The organism is Granulicella tundricola MP5ACTX9 (assembly GCF_000178975.2).
GTDB lineage: Bacteria > Acidobacteriota > Terriglobia > Terriglobales > Acidobacteriaceae > Edaphobacter > Edaphobacter tundricola.
In genome coordinates, this window is record NC_015064.1 from 339,651 (window position 1) to 354,977 (window position 15,327).

Annotated in this window: 16 protein-coding genes; 12 read left to right on the forward strand and 4 right to left on the reverse strand. The window is 62.2% G+C overall.

Annotation, left to right across the window (positions count from 1 at the left end; translation table 11 throughout):
• Window positions 1-465: 465 nt before the first annotated feature.
• Window positions 466-1,425 (forward strand): IS5 family transposase, encoded by a 960-nt coding sequence (locus ACIX9_RS01370; RefSeq protein WP_041597274.1) that lies wholly within the window; start codon window positions 466-468, stop codon window positions 1,423-1,425.
• 392 nt (window positions 1,426-1,817) lie between these two features.
• Entirely contained in the window at window positions 1,818-2,120 is a 303-nt protein-coding gene (locus ACIX9_RS01375) for a hypothetical protein (protein ID WP_198152134.1), read from the forward strand.
• 177 nt (window positions 2,121-2,297) lie between these two features.
• On the opposite strand, the gene ACIX9_RS01380 is transcribed toward ACIX9_RS01375, so the two are convergent.
• Window positions 2,298-2,558 (reverse strand): hypothetical protein, encoded by a 261-nt coding sequence (locus tag ACIX9_RS01380; RefSeq protein WP_157477207.1) that lies wholly within the window; start codon window positions 2,556-2,558, stop codon window positions 2,298-2,300.
• 52 nt (window positions 2,559-2,610) lie between these two features.
• On the opposite strand from ACIX9_RS01380, the gene rfbB reads away from it, so the two are divergent.
• The 4 genes from rfbB to ACIX9_RS01400 are packed head-to-tail and all read left to right on the forward strand — an operon-like array spanning window position 2,611 to window position 6,757.
• Complete coding sequence (rfbB, locus tag ACIX9_RS01385; RefSeq protein WP_013578679.1) at window positions 2,611-3,711, forward strand: dTDP-glucose 4,6-dehydratase; 1,101 nt, start codon at window positions 2,611-2,613, stop codon at window positions 3,709-3,711.
• Window positions 3,708-4,583, forward strand: coding sequence for a glucose-1-phosphate thymidylyltransferase RfbA (rfbA, locus tag ACIX9_RS01390; protein ID WP_013578680.1), 876 nt, complete (start codon window positions 3,708-3,710; stop codon window positions 4,581-4,583). Before rfbB ends, rfbA begins: the two co-directional genes overlap by 4 nt.
• A 16-nt stretch (window positions 4,584-4,599) precedes the next feature.
• Entirely contained in the window at window positions 4,600-5,502 is a 903-nt protein-coding gene (gene rfbD / locus ACIX9_RS01395; protein ID WP_013578681.1) for a dTDP-4-dehydrorhamnose reductase, read from the forward strand.
• A gap of 13 nt (window positions 5,503-5,515) precedes the next feature.
• Complete coding sequence (locus tag ACIX9_RS01400) at window positions 5,516-6,757, forward strand: hypothetical protein (RefSeq protein WP_013578682.1); 1,242 nt, start codon at window positions 5,516-5,518, stop codon at window positions 6,755-6,757.
• Between the two features lie 6 nt (window positions 6,758-6,763).
• On the opposite strand, the gene rfbC is transcribed toward ACIX9_RS01400, so the two are convergent.
• Window positions 6,764-7,318, reverse strand: a complete 555-nt coding sequence (rfbC, locus tag ACIX9_RS01405; protein WP_013578683.1) for a dTDP-4-dehydrorhamnose 3,5-epimerase — start codon at window positions 7,316-7,318, stop codon at window positions 6,764-6,766.
• A gap of 391 nt (window positions 7,319-7,709) precedes the next feature.
• Here rfbC and ACIX9_RS01410 point away from each other — a divergent pair, with 391 nt between their 5' ends.
• From ACIX9_RS01410 to ACIX9_RS26230, 6 genes are all read left to right on the forward strand, one after another.
• A complete protein-coding gene (locus ACIX9_RS01410; protein ID WP_013578685.1) occupies window positions 7,710-8,453 on the forward strand; it encodes a sugar transferase in 744 nt (247 codons plus the stop codon).
• A 25-nt stretch (window positions 8,454-8,478) separates the two neighbouring features.
• Window positions 8,479-9,627 carry a glycosyltransferase gene (locus ACIX9_RS01415; protein ID WP_013578686.1) on the forward strand — a complete coding sequence of 383 codons (1,149 nt, stop codon included), beginning with the start codon at window positions 8,479-8,481 and terminating at the stop codon, window positions 9,625-9,627.
• Window positions 9,627-9,920, forward strand: coding sequence for a DciA family protein (locus ACIX9_RS01420; protein ID WP_013578687.1), 294 nt, complete (start codon window positions 9,627-9,629; stop codon window positions 9,918-9,920). Before ACIX9_RS01415 ends, ACIX9_RS01420 begins: the two co-directional genes overlap by 1 nt.
• The gene (gatC, locus tag ACIX9_RS01425) at window positions 9,920-10,243 is read left to right on the forward strand and encodes an Asp-tRNA(Asn)/Glu-tRNA(Gln) amidotransferase subunit GatC (protein WP_013578688.1); all 324 of its coding nucleotides are present in this window, start codon (window positions 9,920-9,922) and stop codon (window positions 10,241-10,243) included. Before ACIX9_RS01420 ends, gatC begins: the two co-directional genes overlap by 1 nt.
• A gap of 37 nt (window positions 10,244-10,280) precedes the next feature.
• On the forward strand, window positions 10,281-11,714 hold the full coding sequence (gene gatA, locus ACIX9_RS01430) for an Asp-tRNA(Asn)/Glu-tRNA(Gln) amidotransferase subunit GatA (protein WP_013578689.1): 1,434 nt from the start codon (window positions 10,281-10,283) through the stop codon (window positions 11,712-11,714).
• A gap of 151 nt (window positions 11,715-11,865) precedes the next feature.
• Complete coding sequence (locus tag ACIX9_RS26230; RefSeq protein ID WP_013578690.1) at window positions 11,866-13,812, forward strand: tetratricopeptide repeat protein; 1,947 nt, start codon at window positions 11,866-11,868, stop codon at window positions 13,810-13,812.
• 90 nt (window positions 13,813-13,902) lie between these two features.
• On the opposite strand, the gene ACIX9_RS01440 is transcribed toward ACIX9_RS26230, so the two are convergent.
• Together ACIX9_RS01440 and ACIX9_RS01445 are read right to left on the reverse strand one after the other, a co-directional pair.
• Window positions 13,903-14,517 (reverse strand): DUF882 domain-containing protein, encoded by a 615-nt coding sequence (locus tag ACIX9_RS01440; RefSeq protein ID WP_013578691.1) that lies wholly within the window; start codon window positions 14,515-14,517, stop codon window positions 13,903-13,905.
• A 171-nt stretch (window positions 14,518-14,688) separates the two neighbouring features.
• Window positions 14,689-15,318, reverse strand: coding sequence for a YceH family protein (locus tag ACIX9_RS01445; protein WP_013578692.1), 630 nt, complete (start codon window positions 15,316-15,318; stop codon window positions 14,689-14,691).
• Between the last annotated feature and the right edge of the window lie 9 nt (window positions 15,319-15,327).

Below are 15,327 nucleotides of genomic sequence, written 5' to 3' on the forward strand. Positions count from 1 at the left end.
ATTAGGGCTAGAAGTTTTCTGCTTTCACTGTGGGAGGCGACCGGCGGGCCATGACTTGAAAGGGCAGAAGTCTCTAAGCCATAACAATTGCAACCCAAAGCACATCAGACGGCTCTCTAACTAGTCCGTTACAGTGCTGCTCTATGACCCAAAAGAAGCCGCAGAAATCTGACGATCCGGGAGTCGGGCGCATTTGACTTACTTTGTTCAACTGTATCTGAGGTCGTTGCTAAATCGGAGAACACTTATTTCCCCTAGGCTTGGCTCCCTACTTGGGGTCATTCCAACGCGCCAAGGACTGTTTTTTTTGAATATAAGCAGGATGCCGTGGTCCCCGAACCGAGAGATCAGATTAAGGCTTCCGTGGCCGGAGGTGGCTTTGCTGCTGATGGGACTAGGGAAACTCTGCACAAGTTCTGCGTCCGCGGCCTGATGGATTAATCTGATGGTTAGGGGTGGATGGCGATGAAGCAGCAGACGTTTGCGTCCCAGTCGATCTTTGAGAAGTATGGGCGGAAGTCTCGGCGGGAGCTGTTTTTGGATGAGATGGAAGTGGTTGTTCCGTGGCCCGAGTTACAGGCTCTGGTCGAACCGCACTACCCGAAGGCCGGCAACGGCCGTCGTCCTGTCGGGCTTGCGATCATGCTTCGGACGTACTTTATGCAACAGTGGTTCAACTTGTCCGACCCCGGCGTCGAAGAGGCGTTTTATGAGTCCTTCACGCTGCGGCGGTTCGCTGGTGTTGACCTGGGCGTGGCTCCGGCACCGGATGAAACGACAGTGCTGCGCTTCCGCCACCTGCTCGAAAAGCATGACCTTGGCGGTGCCATGCTCGACGCGGTGAACCTGCATCTGGCGGCCAGGGGCATCCGCATCGAGACCGGCACGATCGTGGATGCGACCATTATTCATGCGCCTTCTTCGACCAAGAACGAGAAGAAAGAGCGTGATCCGGCGATGCGTCAGACTCGTAAGGGCAAGCAGTGGTACTTCGGACTGAAGGCGCACATCGGCGTTGATGCAAAAGAAGGTCACGTGCATTCGGTGGCGACGTCTGCGGCCAACGTTTCAGACGTTCACATGCTGCCGGATTTGCTGCATGGCGACGAGCGAAAGGTGTGGGGCGACGGCGGCTATCAAGGCCAGACCAAGGCCATCCGGCAGGCCGCGCCCAAGGCCCAGGACATGACCTGCAAGCGAACCAGGTTCAAGAACTATGTCGATGAAGCGGCAAAGAAGAAGAATACGACGAAATCAAAAGTAAGAGCGAAAGTAGAACACGTCTTCCGTATCCTGAAGCGCGTCTTCGGCTTCGACAAGGTACGCTACAGAGGCATCGCCAAGAACCATCACCGGCTATGCGCCAACTTCGCCCTCATCAACCTCTACCTCCACCGCAAGCACCTGGCGGGAACCGCCGCCTAGCGCCGGGAGACGGGCTATGAGTCTTCGACTCCGCACAAACCCCAGCCAGAACAAGCAAAGCACGGCCCAACCGCAGAAAAACTTGGCCGCCGACTCAAGTCACACACCGACATCGTCAAATCGGCCGCCTGCGCAGAGGCTCCCTAGGTGCGCTCGCGACAATTCTGGTCTAATATACCCATATACAGCAGAGTAGGCTTTTTCAGGTTTGGGTTCCGCTGCATCGTCATGAGACCGCCGCTTTCGTCACATGCCTGACGTTCAGTTTAGGCATTACCCTGGCCTATTGGAAAAGACAGCAGCCCCTGACGTATGGCTTGGCAGAACTCCTATTCGGCATGACGTGCGCTTATGCCCTGACTAATCGACCTTTCAACGCTACTGCTTTATCTGTGAGCATCGGTCTCGGTTCTGCACTCTATGTGTGCTCAAGAGGAGCAGGAAACATCGGGGAGGCGTTCAAGGGTAACGGAGGGCAGGATCGCTTTGATCGAAAAATTGTTGGCTTTAGAGCCGGGAGGATGATCGACCATGCCAATAAGGCTTCTCAAACTGAAAATAAGTTCGTCAGAATTGCAGAGGCCTTTGAAATTCTCTGGATACTTCAATCCTCTGGATACAACCTCCGGTTGATTAAACTCCTAATCGCAAAGTTGACAGCACTAAGCGCCGTTGACCGTGTGTCAGCGAAATGATGGGAATTTTGTAGGGAGTGGCTGCTTAGATCAGCTTGTACTGGCCCATATTGTCTTAGAGAAAACCCGCTAAATGCAAGCAGATGATGCCTGAAGCAAGCGGTGGCAAGACCGCTCGGGGAGATTATGAGTCCGCTGCTCTAACCAATTGAGCTATAGGCCCGCCGAATCCCTATTCTACTTCGTCCCAGCCGACCCCGGCGTTACGTTCGCATCCTCCGGAGCGGAAGGATTCAGATGCCCCTCTTTATTCTCAGGCGTTTCCGATTTCACATCCGTCTTGCCCGGCCCCGCCGTTGAAGCATCGCCGTTATAGCCCGAAGGCTCCTTCGCCCCACCCGGTTGATCGTTCGCACTCATAACCCCAGCCTTTCCTGCATCCATCCAATCTGAGGCCGAATCCACCTCACCCGTTGCCTCACCAACTCTGGTTGGCATCTCAGACTTTGTAGACTACTTCAGTGTGGGTAGTCTGTTTGAGAGAGGTAATTTGATCGATCCCGAAAGCATTCTCGTCACCGGTGGCGCCGGATTCATCGGCTCCAACTTCGTTCTCGACTGGTTCGCCCAGCCCGCCCAGGCCACCCGCCTGATCAATCTCGACAAGCTCACCTACGCCGGCAACCCCGCCAATCTTGAATCCCTCCGCGGCAACCCCGGCTACACCTTCGTCCAGGGCGATATCAACGACGCCGCACTCGTCGCCAAGCTCTTTGCCGAGCACCAGCCCAAAGCCATCGTCCACTTCGCCGCTGAAAGCCACGTCGACCGTTCCATCGTCGGCCCGGAGGCCTTCCTCAAGACCAACATCGACGGCACCTTCACCCTCCTGCAGGCCGCAAAGAACTACTACGCGACGCTCACCCCTGAGCGGCAGGAAGACTTCCGCTTCCTCCACGTCTCCACGGACGAGGTCTACGGCACCCTCGCACCCGAAGACCCCGCCTTCCATGAAAAGACGCCCTACGCCCCCAACAGCCCGTATGCCGCCTCCAAGGCTGCCAGCGATCACCTGGTCCGCGCCTGGTTCCACACCTACGGCCTGCCCACGATCATCACCAACTGCTCCAACAACTACGGCCCGTACCACTTCCCGGAGAAGTTGATCCCGCTGATGATCACGCATGCCCTTGAAGGCAAGCCGCTGCCCATCTACGGCGACGGCCAGCAGATCCGCGACTGGCTCTACGTCCGCGATCACTGCTCCGCCCTCCGCACGGTTCTCGCCACCGGCCGCGTAGGCGAAACCTACAACGTCGGTGGCGGCAACCAGCGCTCGAACCTCCAGGTCGTGAACCGTCTCTGCGAGATCCTCGACGAACTTCGCCCAGACTCGCCCCATGCCCCCCACGCGCAGTTGATCCGGTACGTCACGGACCGCCCCGGCCACGATCGCCGCTACGCCATCGACGCCCGCAAGTTGGAATCCGAGCTCAACTGGCACGCCCAGGAAAGCTTTGAGACCGGCCTCCGCAAGACCGTCGAGTGGTACCTCGCAAACTCCCCCTGGGTCGACAACGTCACCAGCGGCGCATACCAGAACTGGATGGCGCAGAACTACGGCAGCCGGACAGAAGAGGGCAGCAAATGAAGGGAATCATCCTCGCCGGAGGCTCCGGCACGCGGCTTCACCCGGTCACGCAGTCCGTCTCCAAGCAACTCCTGCCGGTCTACGACAAGCCCATGATCTACTACCCGCTCTCGGCCCTTATGCTCACCGGCATCCGCGAGATCCTGATCATCTCCACGCCGGAGGACACCCCGCGCTTCGAGCAGTTGCTCGGCGACGGCAAACGCTGGGGCATCTCCCTCACCTATGCCGTCCAGCCCTCGCCCGATGGCCTCGCCCAGGCCTTCCTCATCGGCAAGGACTTCCTCGCCGGTGAGGGCTGCTGCCTCGTCCTTGGCGACAACATCTTCTACGGCCACGACTTCCCCAAGAACCTCCGCGCTGCCGCGGCCAACGTCAGCGGAGCCACCGTCTTCGCCTACGCCGTCCATGACCCTGAGCGTTACGGCGTCGTGGAGTTCGACGCCAGCGGGAAGGCCATCTCACTGGAAGAGAAGCCCCTCAAGCCCAAGTCCCGCTACGCCGTCACCGGTATCTACTTCTACGACGCCCAGGTCGTCGGCATCGCGGAGAACCTCAAGCCCTCACCTCGCGGCGAGCTCGAGATCACGGACGTCAACCGCTGGTATATGGAGCGCGGACAGCTTCGCACGGAGGTCCTCGGCCGTGGCATGGCGTGGCTGGACACCGGCACCCACGACTCTCTGCTCGACGCCTCGAACTTCATCCAGACCATTGAGAAGCGCCAGGGGCTCAAGGTCTCCTGTCCGGAGGAGATCGCCTTCCGCCTCGGTTATATCGACGCGGAGCAGCTTCGTGTTCTCGCTGGCAAGATCGCCAAGAGCACCTACGGCCAGTACCTTCTGCGCCTCATCGAGGAGCCCGTCTATTAGCCTCGCATCGGAAAGCATGATCCTCCTCACTGGTTCCACCGGCCAGGTCGGCAGCGCGCTGGTGCAGGCCCTCGCTCCGTTCGGCCGGGTCGTCGCACCCACCCGCGCGGAGCTTGACCTCGTCCATCCTGCCTCCGTCCGCGAGTTCGTCCGCAAGGTCAACCCCCGCTGGATCGTCAATCCAGCCGCCTACACCGCCGTCGATAAAGCCGAGTCTGAGACCGCCCAGGCCTACGCGGTCAACGCAGAGCTCCCACGCATCCTCGGCGAAGAGGCCGCGCAGTCCGGCGCAGCCGTCATCCACTTCTCCACCGACTACATCTTCGACGGCGAAGGCACCTTGCCTTACACAGAAAAAGACATCCCCGCCCCCCATAGCATCTACGGCTCTACGAAGCTGGAAGGCGAACGCGCCCTTGCCGCCACCGGTGCCGCCCACCTCATCTTCCGCACCTCCTGGGTCTACGGAGCCACCGGCAAGAACTTCCTCTTGACCATCCTCAACGCCGCCAAGGCACGCCCTGAGCTACGCATCGTCGCAGACCAGCACGGCGCACCCACCTGGTCGCGCGATCTCGCCCGCCTCACGAATCACGCCATCGCCCGCGCAGAGACCCTCGCAAACGGCCGGCCCTTGCCGGAGGCCCTCCAGCCCCTCAGCGGCGTCTACCACGCCTGCGCCGCCGGAGAGACCACATGGTTCGGCTTCGCACAAGCCGCCGTCGAACATGAGCAGCAGCGCGACCCCGCCCAGAAGCTCGCCACCCTCACCCCCATCACCACCGCCGAGTACCCCACCCCCGCACGCCGCCCCGCCAACAGCCGCATGGACACCTCCAAGCTCGGCAGCCTGCTCGGCTTCCACTTCCCGCAGTGGCAGGACTCCCTCAACTCCGTCCTCGCGGAGCTACACCTCTAGTATCCTGAGCCGGATGACAGAATCCACAAGCCGGGCCGCCTGCACTATCGTCTCGCCCAACTATCTCGCCTACGCCCGCACCATCGCCACCTCGTACCTCGCCCAGCACCCGGGCCACCGCTTCTTCGTGCTCCTCGTAGCAGACCTCGCGGATACCACCGCCTTCGCCGCTGAGCCCTACACCGCAGTCGCCGTCAACGAGATTGGCCTCCCGGACCTCCCCGCCGAGGCCATGAAGTACGACATCCTGGAGCTCAACACCAACGTCAAGCCCACCTTCCTCAAGTACCTCATCGCCCGCTACAGCCTCACCCGCCTCGTCTATCTCGACCCCGACATCTTCTGCTACGCCCCCCTCACCCCGGTCTTCGACGCACTCGAAACCCACGACGCCGTCCTCACCCCCCACATCACCACCCCGGTCTTCGACGGCAAGACCCCCGGCGAGCAGGATCTCCTCTTCAACGGCACCTATAACCTCGGCTTCATCGCCGTCCGCAATACGCCGGAGAGCCTGCGTCTGTTGGACTGGTGGGAGCGCCGGTGCCTCGACCTCGGCTACAGTGAAGGCCGCACCGGTCTTTTTGTAGACCAGAAATGGATGAACCTCGCTCCCGGCCTCTTTGAGCAGGTCAAAATTCTCCGCCACCCCGGCTGCAACATGGCGTACTGGAACCTGCACGAGCGTTCCATCGCCGCCTCAGCCCCGGCCTATGCCGTTCGAGGGCCGGACGGCGAATCCCCCCTCTGCTTCTTCCACTTCAGCGGCATCGTCCCCTCGGACCCGGCCGTTCTCTCCAAGCACACGGACCGCTTCACCCTCGCCCAGCGCACCGACCTCACGCAGCTCTTCGCGGACTATAAGGCCCAGGTCCTCGCCAACTCCGGTTCCAGCCTGGAGGCCATCCCTTACGGCTTCGACACCTTCCCGGACGGCACCACCATCACGCGCCTCTGCCGCCGCCTTTACGCAAAGCACCAAGCTCACTTTTCCGACAATCCCTTCATCGGCGCATGGTCGGCCTACGCCCGCAAGCAGGGGCTCGTCGCCGGCAAGGCCGCCCCGCAGAAGGCCACCTGGAAGGACTTCTCCTCCAAGGATCGCCGTGTGGAGATGGTCCACACCCTTCTGCGGACCGCGCTCCGCATCCTCGGCCCCAACCGCTACGAGCTACTTATGCGTTACTTGGCGCACATAGCCGTCCTTCGCAACCAGAGCGTTTTCCTCAACAAAGGCCTGCCGCCGCAGGTGTAGCCGGAGCTAGGGCAGATCGGCCTCGGCAAACGTCTTCCCCAGCGCATCCTTGCCGCTGATGGAGGGCGTAATGCCTTCCAGCGGCCACGGAATCGCCAGGGTCGGGTCGTCCCATTTAACACACCGTTCACCTAACGGATGGTATAAATCAGTCGTCTTATATAGAACCTCAGCAGTCTCAGAGAGTACGAGGAATCCGTGAGCGAAACCTTCGGGAATCCACAAAAGCTCCAGCTCGCCCGCGTCGTTCAGCGGCTTCAGGTCGAACGCGGCCCATTTGCCGAAATCCGGCGACTCACGCCGCAGATCCACCGCGACGTCCCAGATATGACCAGAAAGGCACCGCACCAGCTTCCCCTGCGGCCGCTCCAACTGGTAATGCAGCCCGCGCAGCACGCCTTTTGCAGAAAAAGATTGATTGTCCTGCACGAACTGTGCTGGCAGCCCATTTGCCGCAAACGCCTGCGTATTGAACATTTCCGCGAACCAACCGCGGTCGTCCCCGAACCGGCGGGGACGAATCAGCTTCACATCAAACAGCGGAGTGTCGATTATTTGCATCCCACTATCTTAATTGGGAATGTTGCCTTGATTGAAACTGCTTGCAGATAACTGCTGTTCAGCCTTGTTGCGTCTCGCTCAGTCAAGTAAGCTGGTCAGACAGAACAAGTTGAGGATATCCGAGCGGCACAGGCCCCAACTGTATGACTTGTTGCATTCCCGTTGATTCACTCGCTGCTTGGGGAACGATCCGCCGGATCACACAGGACGGGGACGTCGGTTGAGACAGGAATGGTGACAGATTTGATGGGCCAGACTTTACGCTACACAGGGAATAGGACCAACGTTACGCGTCGGCAAACTCAGCCATACTCGATCGGAACATCAGTGGCCTTCTTTTACCTTGTCGCGCCGATGTGGCTCAGCCGCTCCGGCCAGGACGGCGCAACCTATGGCGAATGAATCGCACCCCGGCGACACCCGCGCCGTCATGGTCTCGGCAACCGACTTCGGCTTTGAAAACTACGAGATCAACGGCCGAAACCGCACCGTCCGCGTTAATACCCTGCCGGCCCGCCTCTTTCGTTATCGCGTCGTCAAGCGCATCATGGATATTACCCTGGTCGCGATCTCCATCCCCGTGCTCGTTCCGGTGCTGTTGATCGTCGCGGCCGTCGTCCGCTTCACCTCGCCCGGCCCCATCTTCTTCTCCCACCGCCGTATCTGTAAGGATGGCTCCTTCTTTTCCATGTGGAAGTTCCGCACCATGTGCGTCAACTCCGCTGAGGTGCTGGACGACTACCTCGCCAACCACCCCTCCGCCCGCTCCGAGTGGAACCGCACCCATAAGCTCAAGCAGGACCCCCGCATCACCTCCGTCGGTCTCTTCCTCCGCCGCTACAGCCTGGACGAGCTCCCCCAGATCTGGAACGTCGTCTCAGGCGAGATGAGCCTCGTCGGCCCACGCCCCATCGTCGCCGCCGAAGTGGAGAAATACGGCGAGTGCTTCCACTGCTATACCCGCGTCAAGCCAGGCCTGACCGGTCTCTGGCAGGTCTCCGGCCGCAGCAAGCTCTCCTATGACGCCCGCGTCAAGCTGGACTGCGATTACGTCAAAACCTGGTCGCTCTTCAGCGATATCGGCATCCTCGCCATCACCTTCAAGTCCGTCGTCAACCAGGACGGGGCCTATTAGTTCCACCCGCCGCGTAGAACACCCGATGCGGGTCGCCATCGTGCATCACTGGTTCGTCACCCGCGGTGGTGGAGAGCGCGTTGCAGAACGCTTCCTCCTGCTCTTTCCTCAAGCCGAGCTCTTCACCCTCGTCGCCTCCCCGGAAGGCCTCCCGCGAGGTGCCGTCGGCCACAAACTTCACACCTCCTTCCTCCAGCGTCTGCCCTTCGCCCGCACCCATCATCGACATATGCTGCCCCTCTACCCCGCAGCCACCGAGAGCCTCGATCTCCGCGGCTTCGATCTCGTCCTCACCTCCGACGCAGGTCCCATCAAAGGCGTCCGTCTCTCGCCCGGCGCCGTCCAGATTTGTTACTGCCACTCCCCCATGCGTTACCTCTACGACAGCTACGAGCAGTACCTCGCCAGCATGACCGGCCTCACCCGTCTCTTCTTCCGCCTTGCCGCTGGCCGAGTCCGCGCCTGGGACCTCAAGTCCGCAGCCAAAGTAACTCACTTCGTCGCCAACTCCCGCTACGTCGCCGAGCGCATCCGCCGCACCTATCACCGTGAATCGACCGTCATTCACCCACCCATCGACCTCTACCTGGCCCGCAAAGCCACCCCGGGCGATCACTACCTTTGCGCCGGCCGCCTCGTCCCCTACAAATGCACGGAGCTGGCCATCGAAGCCTGCGCCGCCCTCAACCGCCCCCTCCGCATCGCCGGCACCGGCCCGGAGGAGCCTCGCCTCCGCAAGCTCGCCGCCGCCCTCAACGCCCCCGTCGTCTTCCTCGGCGAACTCACCACCGACGCCCTCTGGAACGAGTACGCCCACTGCCGCGCCCTCCTCTTCTCCGCCGACGAAGACTTCGGTATGGTTCCCCTCGAGGCCCAGGCCTGTGGCCGCCCCGTTATCTGTTTCGGCGCCGGCGGTTCGCTTGAAACCGTACGCGGCACCGGCCCGAAGCCTACGGGCGTCTACTTCCCGGAGCAGACCTCCGCCGCCATGCAGCAAGCCATCCAGCACTTTGAAGCCAACGAAGCTACGTTCTCCCCCCAGACCGCCAAAGCCTGGGCCGAAACCTTCGCCACCCCCATCTTCCTCGCCCGCATCCGGGCCTTCGTCCTGAGACATGTCCCCGCCGCCGCAGAGGCCATGCTCCCGTTTCCAGCAATCCAGGAGCCCTCGTAATGCAAGGCATGCGCGATCTCCTCAAAAAAGAACTCGGCCGCAGCCTCCAGGGCCTCTCGGAGCTCGACCGCCTCCAGGCCGCGTGGCCCGTAGCATGCGGCCGCCAGTTAGCCGAGCGTGCACGCATCACCGCCTTCGAATCCGGCACTGTCCAGATCGAGGCGGAGGACAACGTCTGGCTCGCCCAGCTCCTCTCCATGCGCGCCATGCTTGAGGTCGAGCTCGCCAAGATCGCAGCCGTCAAGCTGTCCGGGATACACTTTTACCTGAAGTCTTTTAGAGGAGATCGTTGATGAGTGTCGGGTCGGTTTCGTTGGAAGAGGTAAGGCGTGTCGCGGAGCTCGCTAACCTGGAGCTCACGCCAGAGGAAGAACCTCTCATGCAGCGCGATCTCAACGCCATCCTCGGCCACGTCGCGGAGCTCAATCAGCTCGACACTACCGGCGTCCCCGCCATGGCGCAGGTCGGCGAACTCATCCAGATGATCGAAGACGCCGCCGGAGCCACCCTCCGTCCCGACCAGATCCGCCCTTCCATCGACCGCAAAGCCGTCATGGCCTGCGCCCCCGAAAGCGATGGTCGCTTCTTCAAAGTCCCCAAAGTAATCGAACGATAAAGCTCTTCAGCAAACAAGATTTGAGGATGATTCAGCAATGGTATCGATAGAAGAAGCCCGCGCCATCCGCCAGGGCAGCTCGGCCACGGCGCTCGCGGAGCGGCACTATGACCGCATCGCCGCCAACGACGGCATCGCCGGCAAGGCGATCAACTCCTTTCTCTCCCTCTCGCGCGACCGTGCCATGGCTCAGGCCGCGCACATTGATGCCCTCGCCGCAAAGGGCGAGCCCCTGCCGCCGCTCGCCGGCATGCCCATCGGCATAAAAGACGTTCTCGCGATGCAGGGCGCACCCGCCACCGCCGGATCGAAGATCCTCGAAGGCTACCGCCCGCCCTACGACGCCACCGTCGTCCAGAAGCTTGAAGCCGCCGGCGCAGTCCTCCTCGGCAAGCTCAACTGCGACGAGTTCGCCATGGGCAGCTCCAACGAAAACTCCGCCTACGGCCCCGTCAAAAATCCTCGCGCACTCGACCACGTCCCCGGCGGCTCCAGCGGCGGTTCGGCCGCAGCCGTTGCGGCAGGCTTCTGCGTCGCCTCGCTCGGCACCGATACCGGCGGCTCCATCCGCCAGCCCGCGGCCTTTTGCGGCGTCGTCGGCATCCTCCCCACTTATGGCCGCGTCAGCCGCTTCGGCTTGATCGCCTTCGCCTCCTCGCTGGATCGCGTCGGCCCCCTCGCGGCCAACGTCACGGACGCAGCCACGGTCCTCGGCATCATCGCCGGCCATGATCCGCTTGATGCCACCAGCTCCGTCCGTCCGGTAGACGACTACGCCGCCGCCCTCACCCAGCCCATCGCCGGCCTCCGCGTTGGCGTCCCGGACGAGTACTTCGGTGAAGGCCTCGACACCGAGATCCGCGCCGCAGTCGAGCGTACCCTCGAAGGCCTCAAGCGGCAGGGCTGCGAGATCGTAAAGATCACCCTCCCCCACACGAAATACGCCGTCCCAACGTATTACGTCATCGCCACCGCAGAGGCATCCTCCAATCTCTCCCGCTTCGACGGCGTCCGCTTCGGCCTGCGCTCCGCGGAGAGCAAAACCCTCTCGAACATGTATCGCAAGACCCGTGAAGAGGGCTTTGGCCCGGAGGTCAAACGCCGCATCCTCCTCGGCACCTACGCCCTCAGCGCTGGCTACTACGACGCCTACTACAAGAAGGCTCAGCAGGTCCGCACGCTGCTCGCCAGAGACTTCCTCACCGCCTTCGAGTCCTGCGATGTCATCGTAGGCCCCATGACCCCCACCCCGCCCTTCAAGCTCGGTGAAAAGACGGACGACCCCGTCTCCATGTACCTCGCCGACATCTATACCGTAGCCGCCTCGCTCGCCGGCATCTGCGGCATGAGCGTCCCCTGCGGCGAAACCTCCGGCGGCCTCCCCATCGGCGTCCAGATCATGGGCCGCCACTTTGACGAGTCCACCATGCTCCGCATAGGCCTGGCCGTAGAAAACCAGCAGAAGCCCTAAGCATCGTTCTTGCCGTTGCCGTTCGGATTAGAGGGGGGCTTTAGCCCCCCGTCCATGGCTACAAATCATCCGGGCTTTAGCCCCGGGCCGTTGTTCTCCCACGGTCCGCCACACCCAAACCGGACCACCACAGAAGGGTTAAGATTCAACCATGAGCAGGGACAACGTAGTCAGCATCAAGCCAGAGCCAGAAGACATCAACGTACCGGCCTCCATCGCCGAAATCGCCGCATCCCCGGACCTCACCCCGCAGGAAGCCGGCGACCAGAGCCAGCCCCCCGTAGACGGCATCCGCGCCTTTGACGAGCAGGGCCGCGAGATCCTCGTCCCCCGCGAAGAGTGGAGCACCAACGTCCTCCCCAACATGATCCTGCAGGCCTGGGATCAGCCCGACCAGCTCTACATGGTCATCCTCAACTCCCTCAACGACGGCTTTGCCACTGAAGTTATCGCCGCCGCCGAGCACCTCGCCGAAACCGACACCATCCCCGCCCGCGGAGCCTGCATGTGGGGCATCGTCCTCCTCCAGCAGGGCCGCCTCGATGAGGCCGAGTCGCTCCTCGCCGGCTTCACGGAAAAGAACGGCGAAGACGCTTCCGTCCTCACCAACCTCGCCAAGGTATACGCAGCACAGGACAAGCAGGAGCTCACAGAATCCACCCTCTGGCGCGCCCTTGAGCTTGAGCCCAATCTGGACAACGGCCTCGGTTGGTACGCCTCCATGGCGCAGGAACGCGGTGGAGATCAGGCCGCCGCAGACGCGCTGGAGCGTATCCGCCAGCTCCCCGGCTCCTGGCGAGCCCAGCTCTGGCTTGCACGCGGCCTCCTCAACGGCAACAACCTGGACGGCGCCAAGGTCTACTACAACGAGGCCCTGGAGCGCGCACCCAAGCCCATCCCCGGCGACTTCCTCATGCAGATGAGCGGCGATCTCGGCGGCCACGGCTACCTCCGTGAGCTCCTCGAGTTCACCATCCCCCACTTTGTGCCTGAACTCCACGGCCTCGCCGTCGGCAACAATCTCATCAAGGCCTGCATCGATACCGGCAACTTGGACCCCGCGGACGAGATCCGCCGCGCCCTCGACGCCTTCAACCGCCCCGACTGGCGTCAGCCCCTCGCCTTCTGGGATCAGGAGATCGGCCGTCAGCGCGCCGCTCGCGCCGCCGGAACCCAGCCCGGTACCGCCCAGGACGTCCAGCTCGGCATGCTCCGCGTCGACGGCCCCATCTGGCTTCCCCTCCAGTCCCCGGCCCGCAAGCTCTTCGGCCAGAAGACCACCGCAGGCCCATCCGTCACCTTCCTCGGCGGCACCGCTGAGGCTCCGGAAGAGGCCCAGACCGCACCCACCAGCCCGGAGGCCGCCCAGTCCATGGCCGAGACCCTGGACGCTCTCGGCCGCCTCACCCGCGCCCTGCCGCTCTTCCTTGCAGAGCAGGTAGAGATGTTAGCCGCAGCCAGCGGTCGTGCCATGCTCCCCTGGGCTGTCGGAGCACCCGGCCGCGCCGGAGGCTTCGTCGTCAGTGGCCAGCGCTGGCCTGACGAGGTCGCCGTCCAGTCAGCCAACGCGGACGCCAACAAGAGCGACTACGTCGTCTCCGTCCACATCGACGCAGAGGTCGAGCCTTGGACCGCCGATCTCGCCTTCGTCCGCACCTCGGACGGCACCCGCATCGGCGAGCTCTCGCAGGAGTTCAACGTCGCCAACCCAGAGGAAGGCCTCCGCGCCCTCGCCGCCGAAACCATCGAACTCCTCGGAGCGGCCTCATGGTCGGGAGACAGCGCCCAGTACCACGTCCCCGACGCCACCGACTTCACCGCCTACCTCCAGCGCCTGGAGCAGCTTCTCGCCCTCCGCTGCGCCGGCATGGAAGGCGTCCCACCCCAGTTTCTCAATGGCGAGCGCGAGATCATGAACGGAGCCCTTGACCTCGCCCGCGCCGAACCCCACAACATGGTCGCCCGCGTCCTCCTCATCGAGACCCTGGTTGCCATGCGCCCCATCCGCCCTGAGTTGGCCCAGGAGTTCGCCCAGCAGGTCGAAGCCCTGGCCACCACCCACCCACTCCCCACAGTCACAGCCGCCTTCTCCGCATAACAAAAGCGGCTCGGGAAATCACCCGAGCCGCTTAGTCTTTACTGCCCATCCACTGCATGGTCCTGCCTAAAAACTGCTCTTTCACTGTCCTTAGTTATCCCCACGCCCACCAAAGGCCCACTGCCTCACCGGCCCCACATCCACATGCACAAACTGCGAAACTGGATAGTACCCCACACCCCCGGCATGCAGTGACAAAGCCATATCCCGCAGCGTCCGAGTCTGCACTCCCGGTACCCGGATATCGATCGCCTTCGCCAGCATATGCTGACTATGCTGCGCTACCCCGGTCACGGAAGACCGCGTCCGCAGAAAGTTATTGCTCCACGGCGTCCGGTACCCACACACGATATCGATCGTCTGGTTCCCGCGCCCAAGCTTCGCCATCAGCTCATGCAGCGTGTCGAACTCCTTCGGATCGTAGCTGCTCACATCGTTCGTCCGATGATCCCGCAGGAAGTAGTTCAGCTTCGCCATCGCCTCCGGAACATAGGTGTCGCCAATCCGGTAAACCACGTCCAGCGACTCGCCCGTATGCAGATGATGCAGGTGCAGAACGTACTGTTCAGCCGAGGCCAGTGTGTGTGTCCCGTTCGCCGTGTTTCCCGTTCCAGTCGCCGCCTTCGCCTTCGAAGAGCCGCTCAACCCAAGCACCAGAACCGCCGCCGCAACCGCCACACACCGCTTCAAAGCTGAAATCTGCATCCACACACTCCCCGGGGTCTTTGATCTGTTGAAACGATCTATCTCGAATCTCGTTCTGCAAATCGAATTCGCAGAACCTCATTCGACAATCCCAAGTCTATCGCAGTTCCGGAAATAAATTCTGTCACTTTTGTGTCACAGGCAACCCGCAGCCTCAAGTCTATGTACGCTTCACGATTCCTCATGAGCAGGATGTTGCATGCTTTCCAGCGCCGCAACTCGCAACTCCAGTTCCGCGAGACGTTCTCGCAGGACCGAGAGCTCATTCGGCGCAGCCGGCGCTGCTGCTGCGGCATATGTCTGAGCCACGTCCCCCAGCAGGTGGGCGCTGCGGGAGGCGCTGGAACCGGGTTGGCGCGGAAGTACGGCCACCAGCGGCGTCTCGCGTGCCGCCAGGCGGTCCAAGGTGGATTGCACTTGGATCGTATCGTCAAAGGAGAACATGCGGTCGGAGCGGCCGCGCAGCTCGCCGGTCGTCTGCGGCCCGCGCAGGATCAGCAGGCACAGCACGGCCGTCTCGTCGCGCCGCAGGTTGAGAACCGTGCGGATACGGTGTTCGTACTTGGGCACACGCGAGTCGTGCGCGGTCGAGATCAGCTCATGAATCTCCAGCGCGTCCAGCGCACCGCGCACGGCGTCTTCCGTAAACTCCATCACAGGCTCGCGGCTGGTCTTCTGGTTGCATGCGCCAATCAGCGCATTCAGGGACAGCGGGTAGTTCTCCGGCGTGGTCATCTCTTTTTCCATCAGAGCGCCAAGCACGCGGAGCGATTCCGGGGTGAGCTTCAAAGCGTCGGCCATAGAGATCAG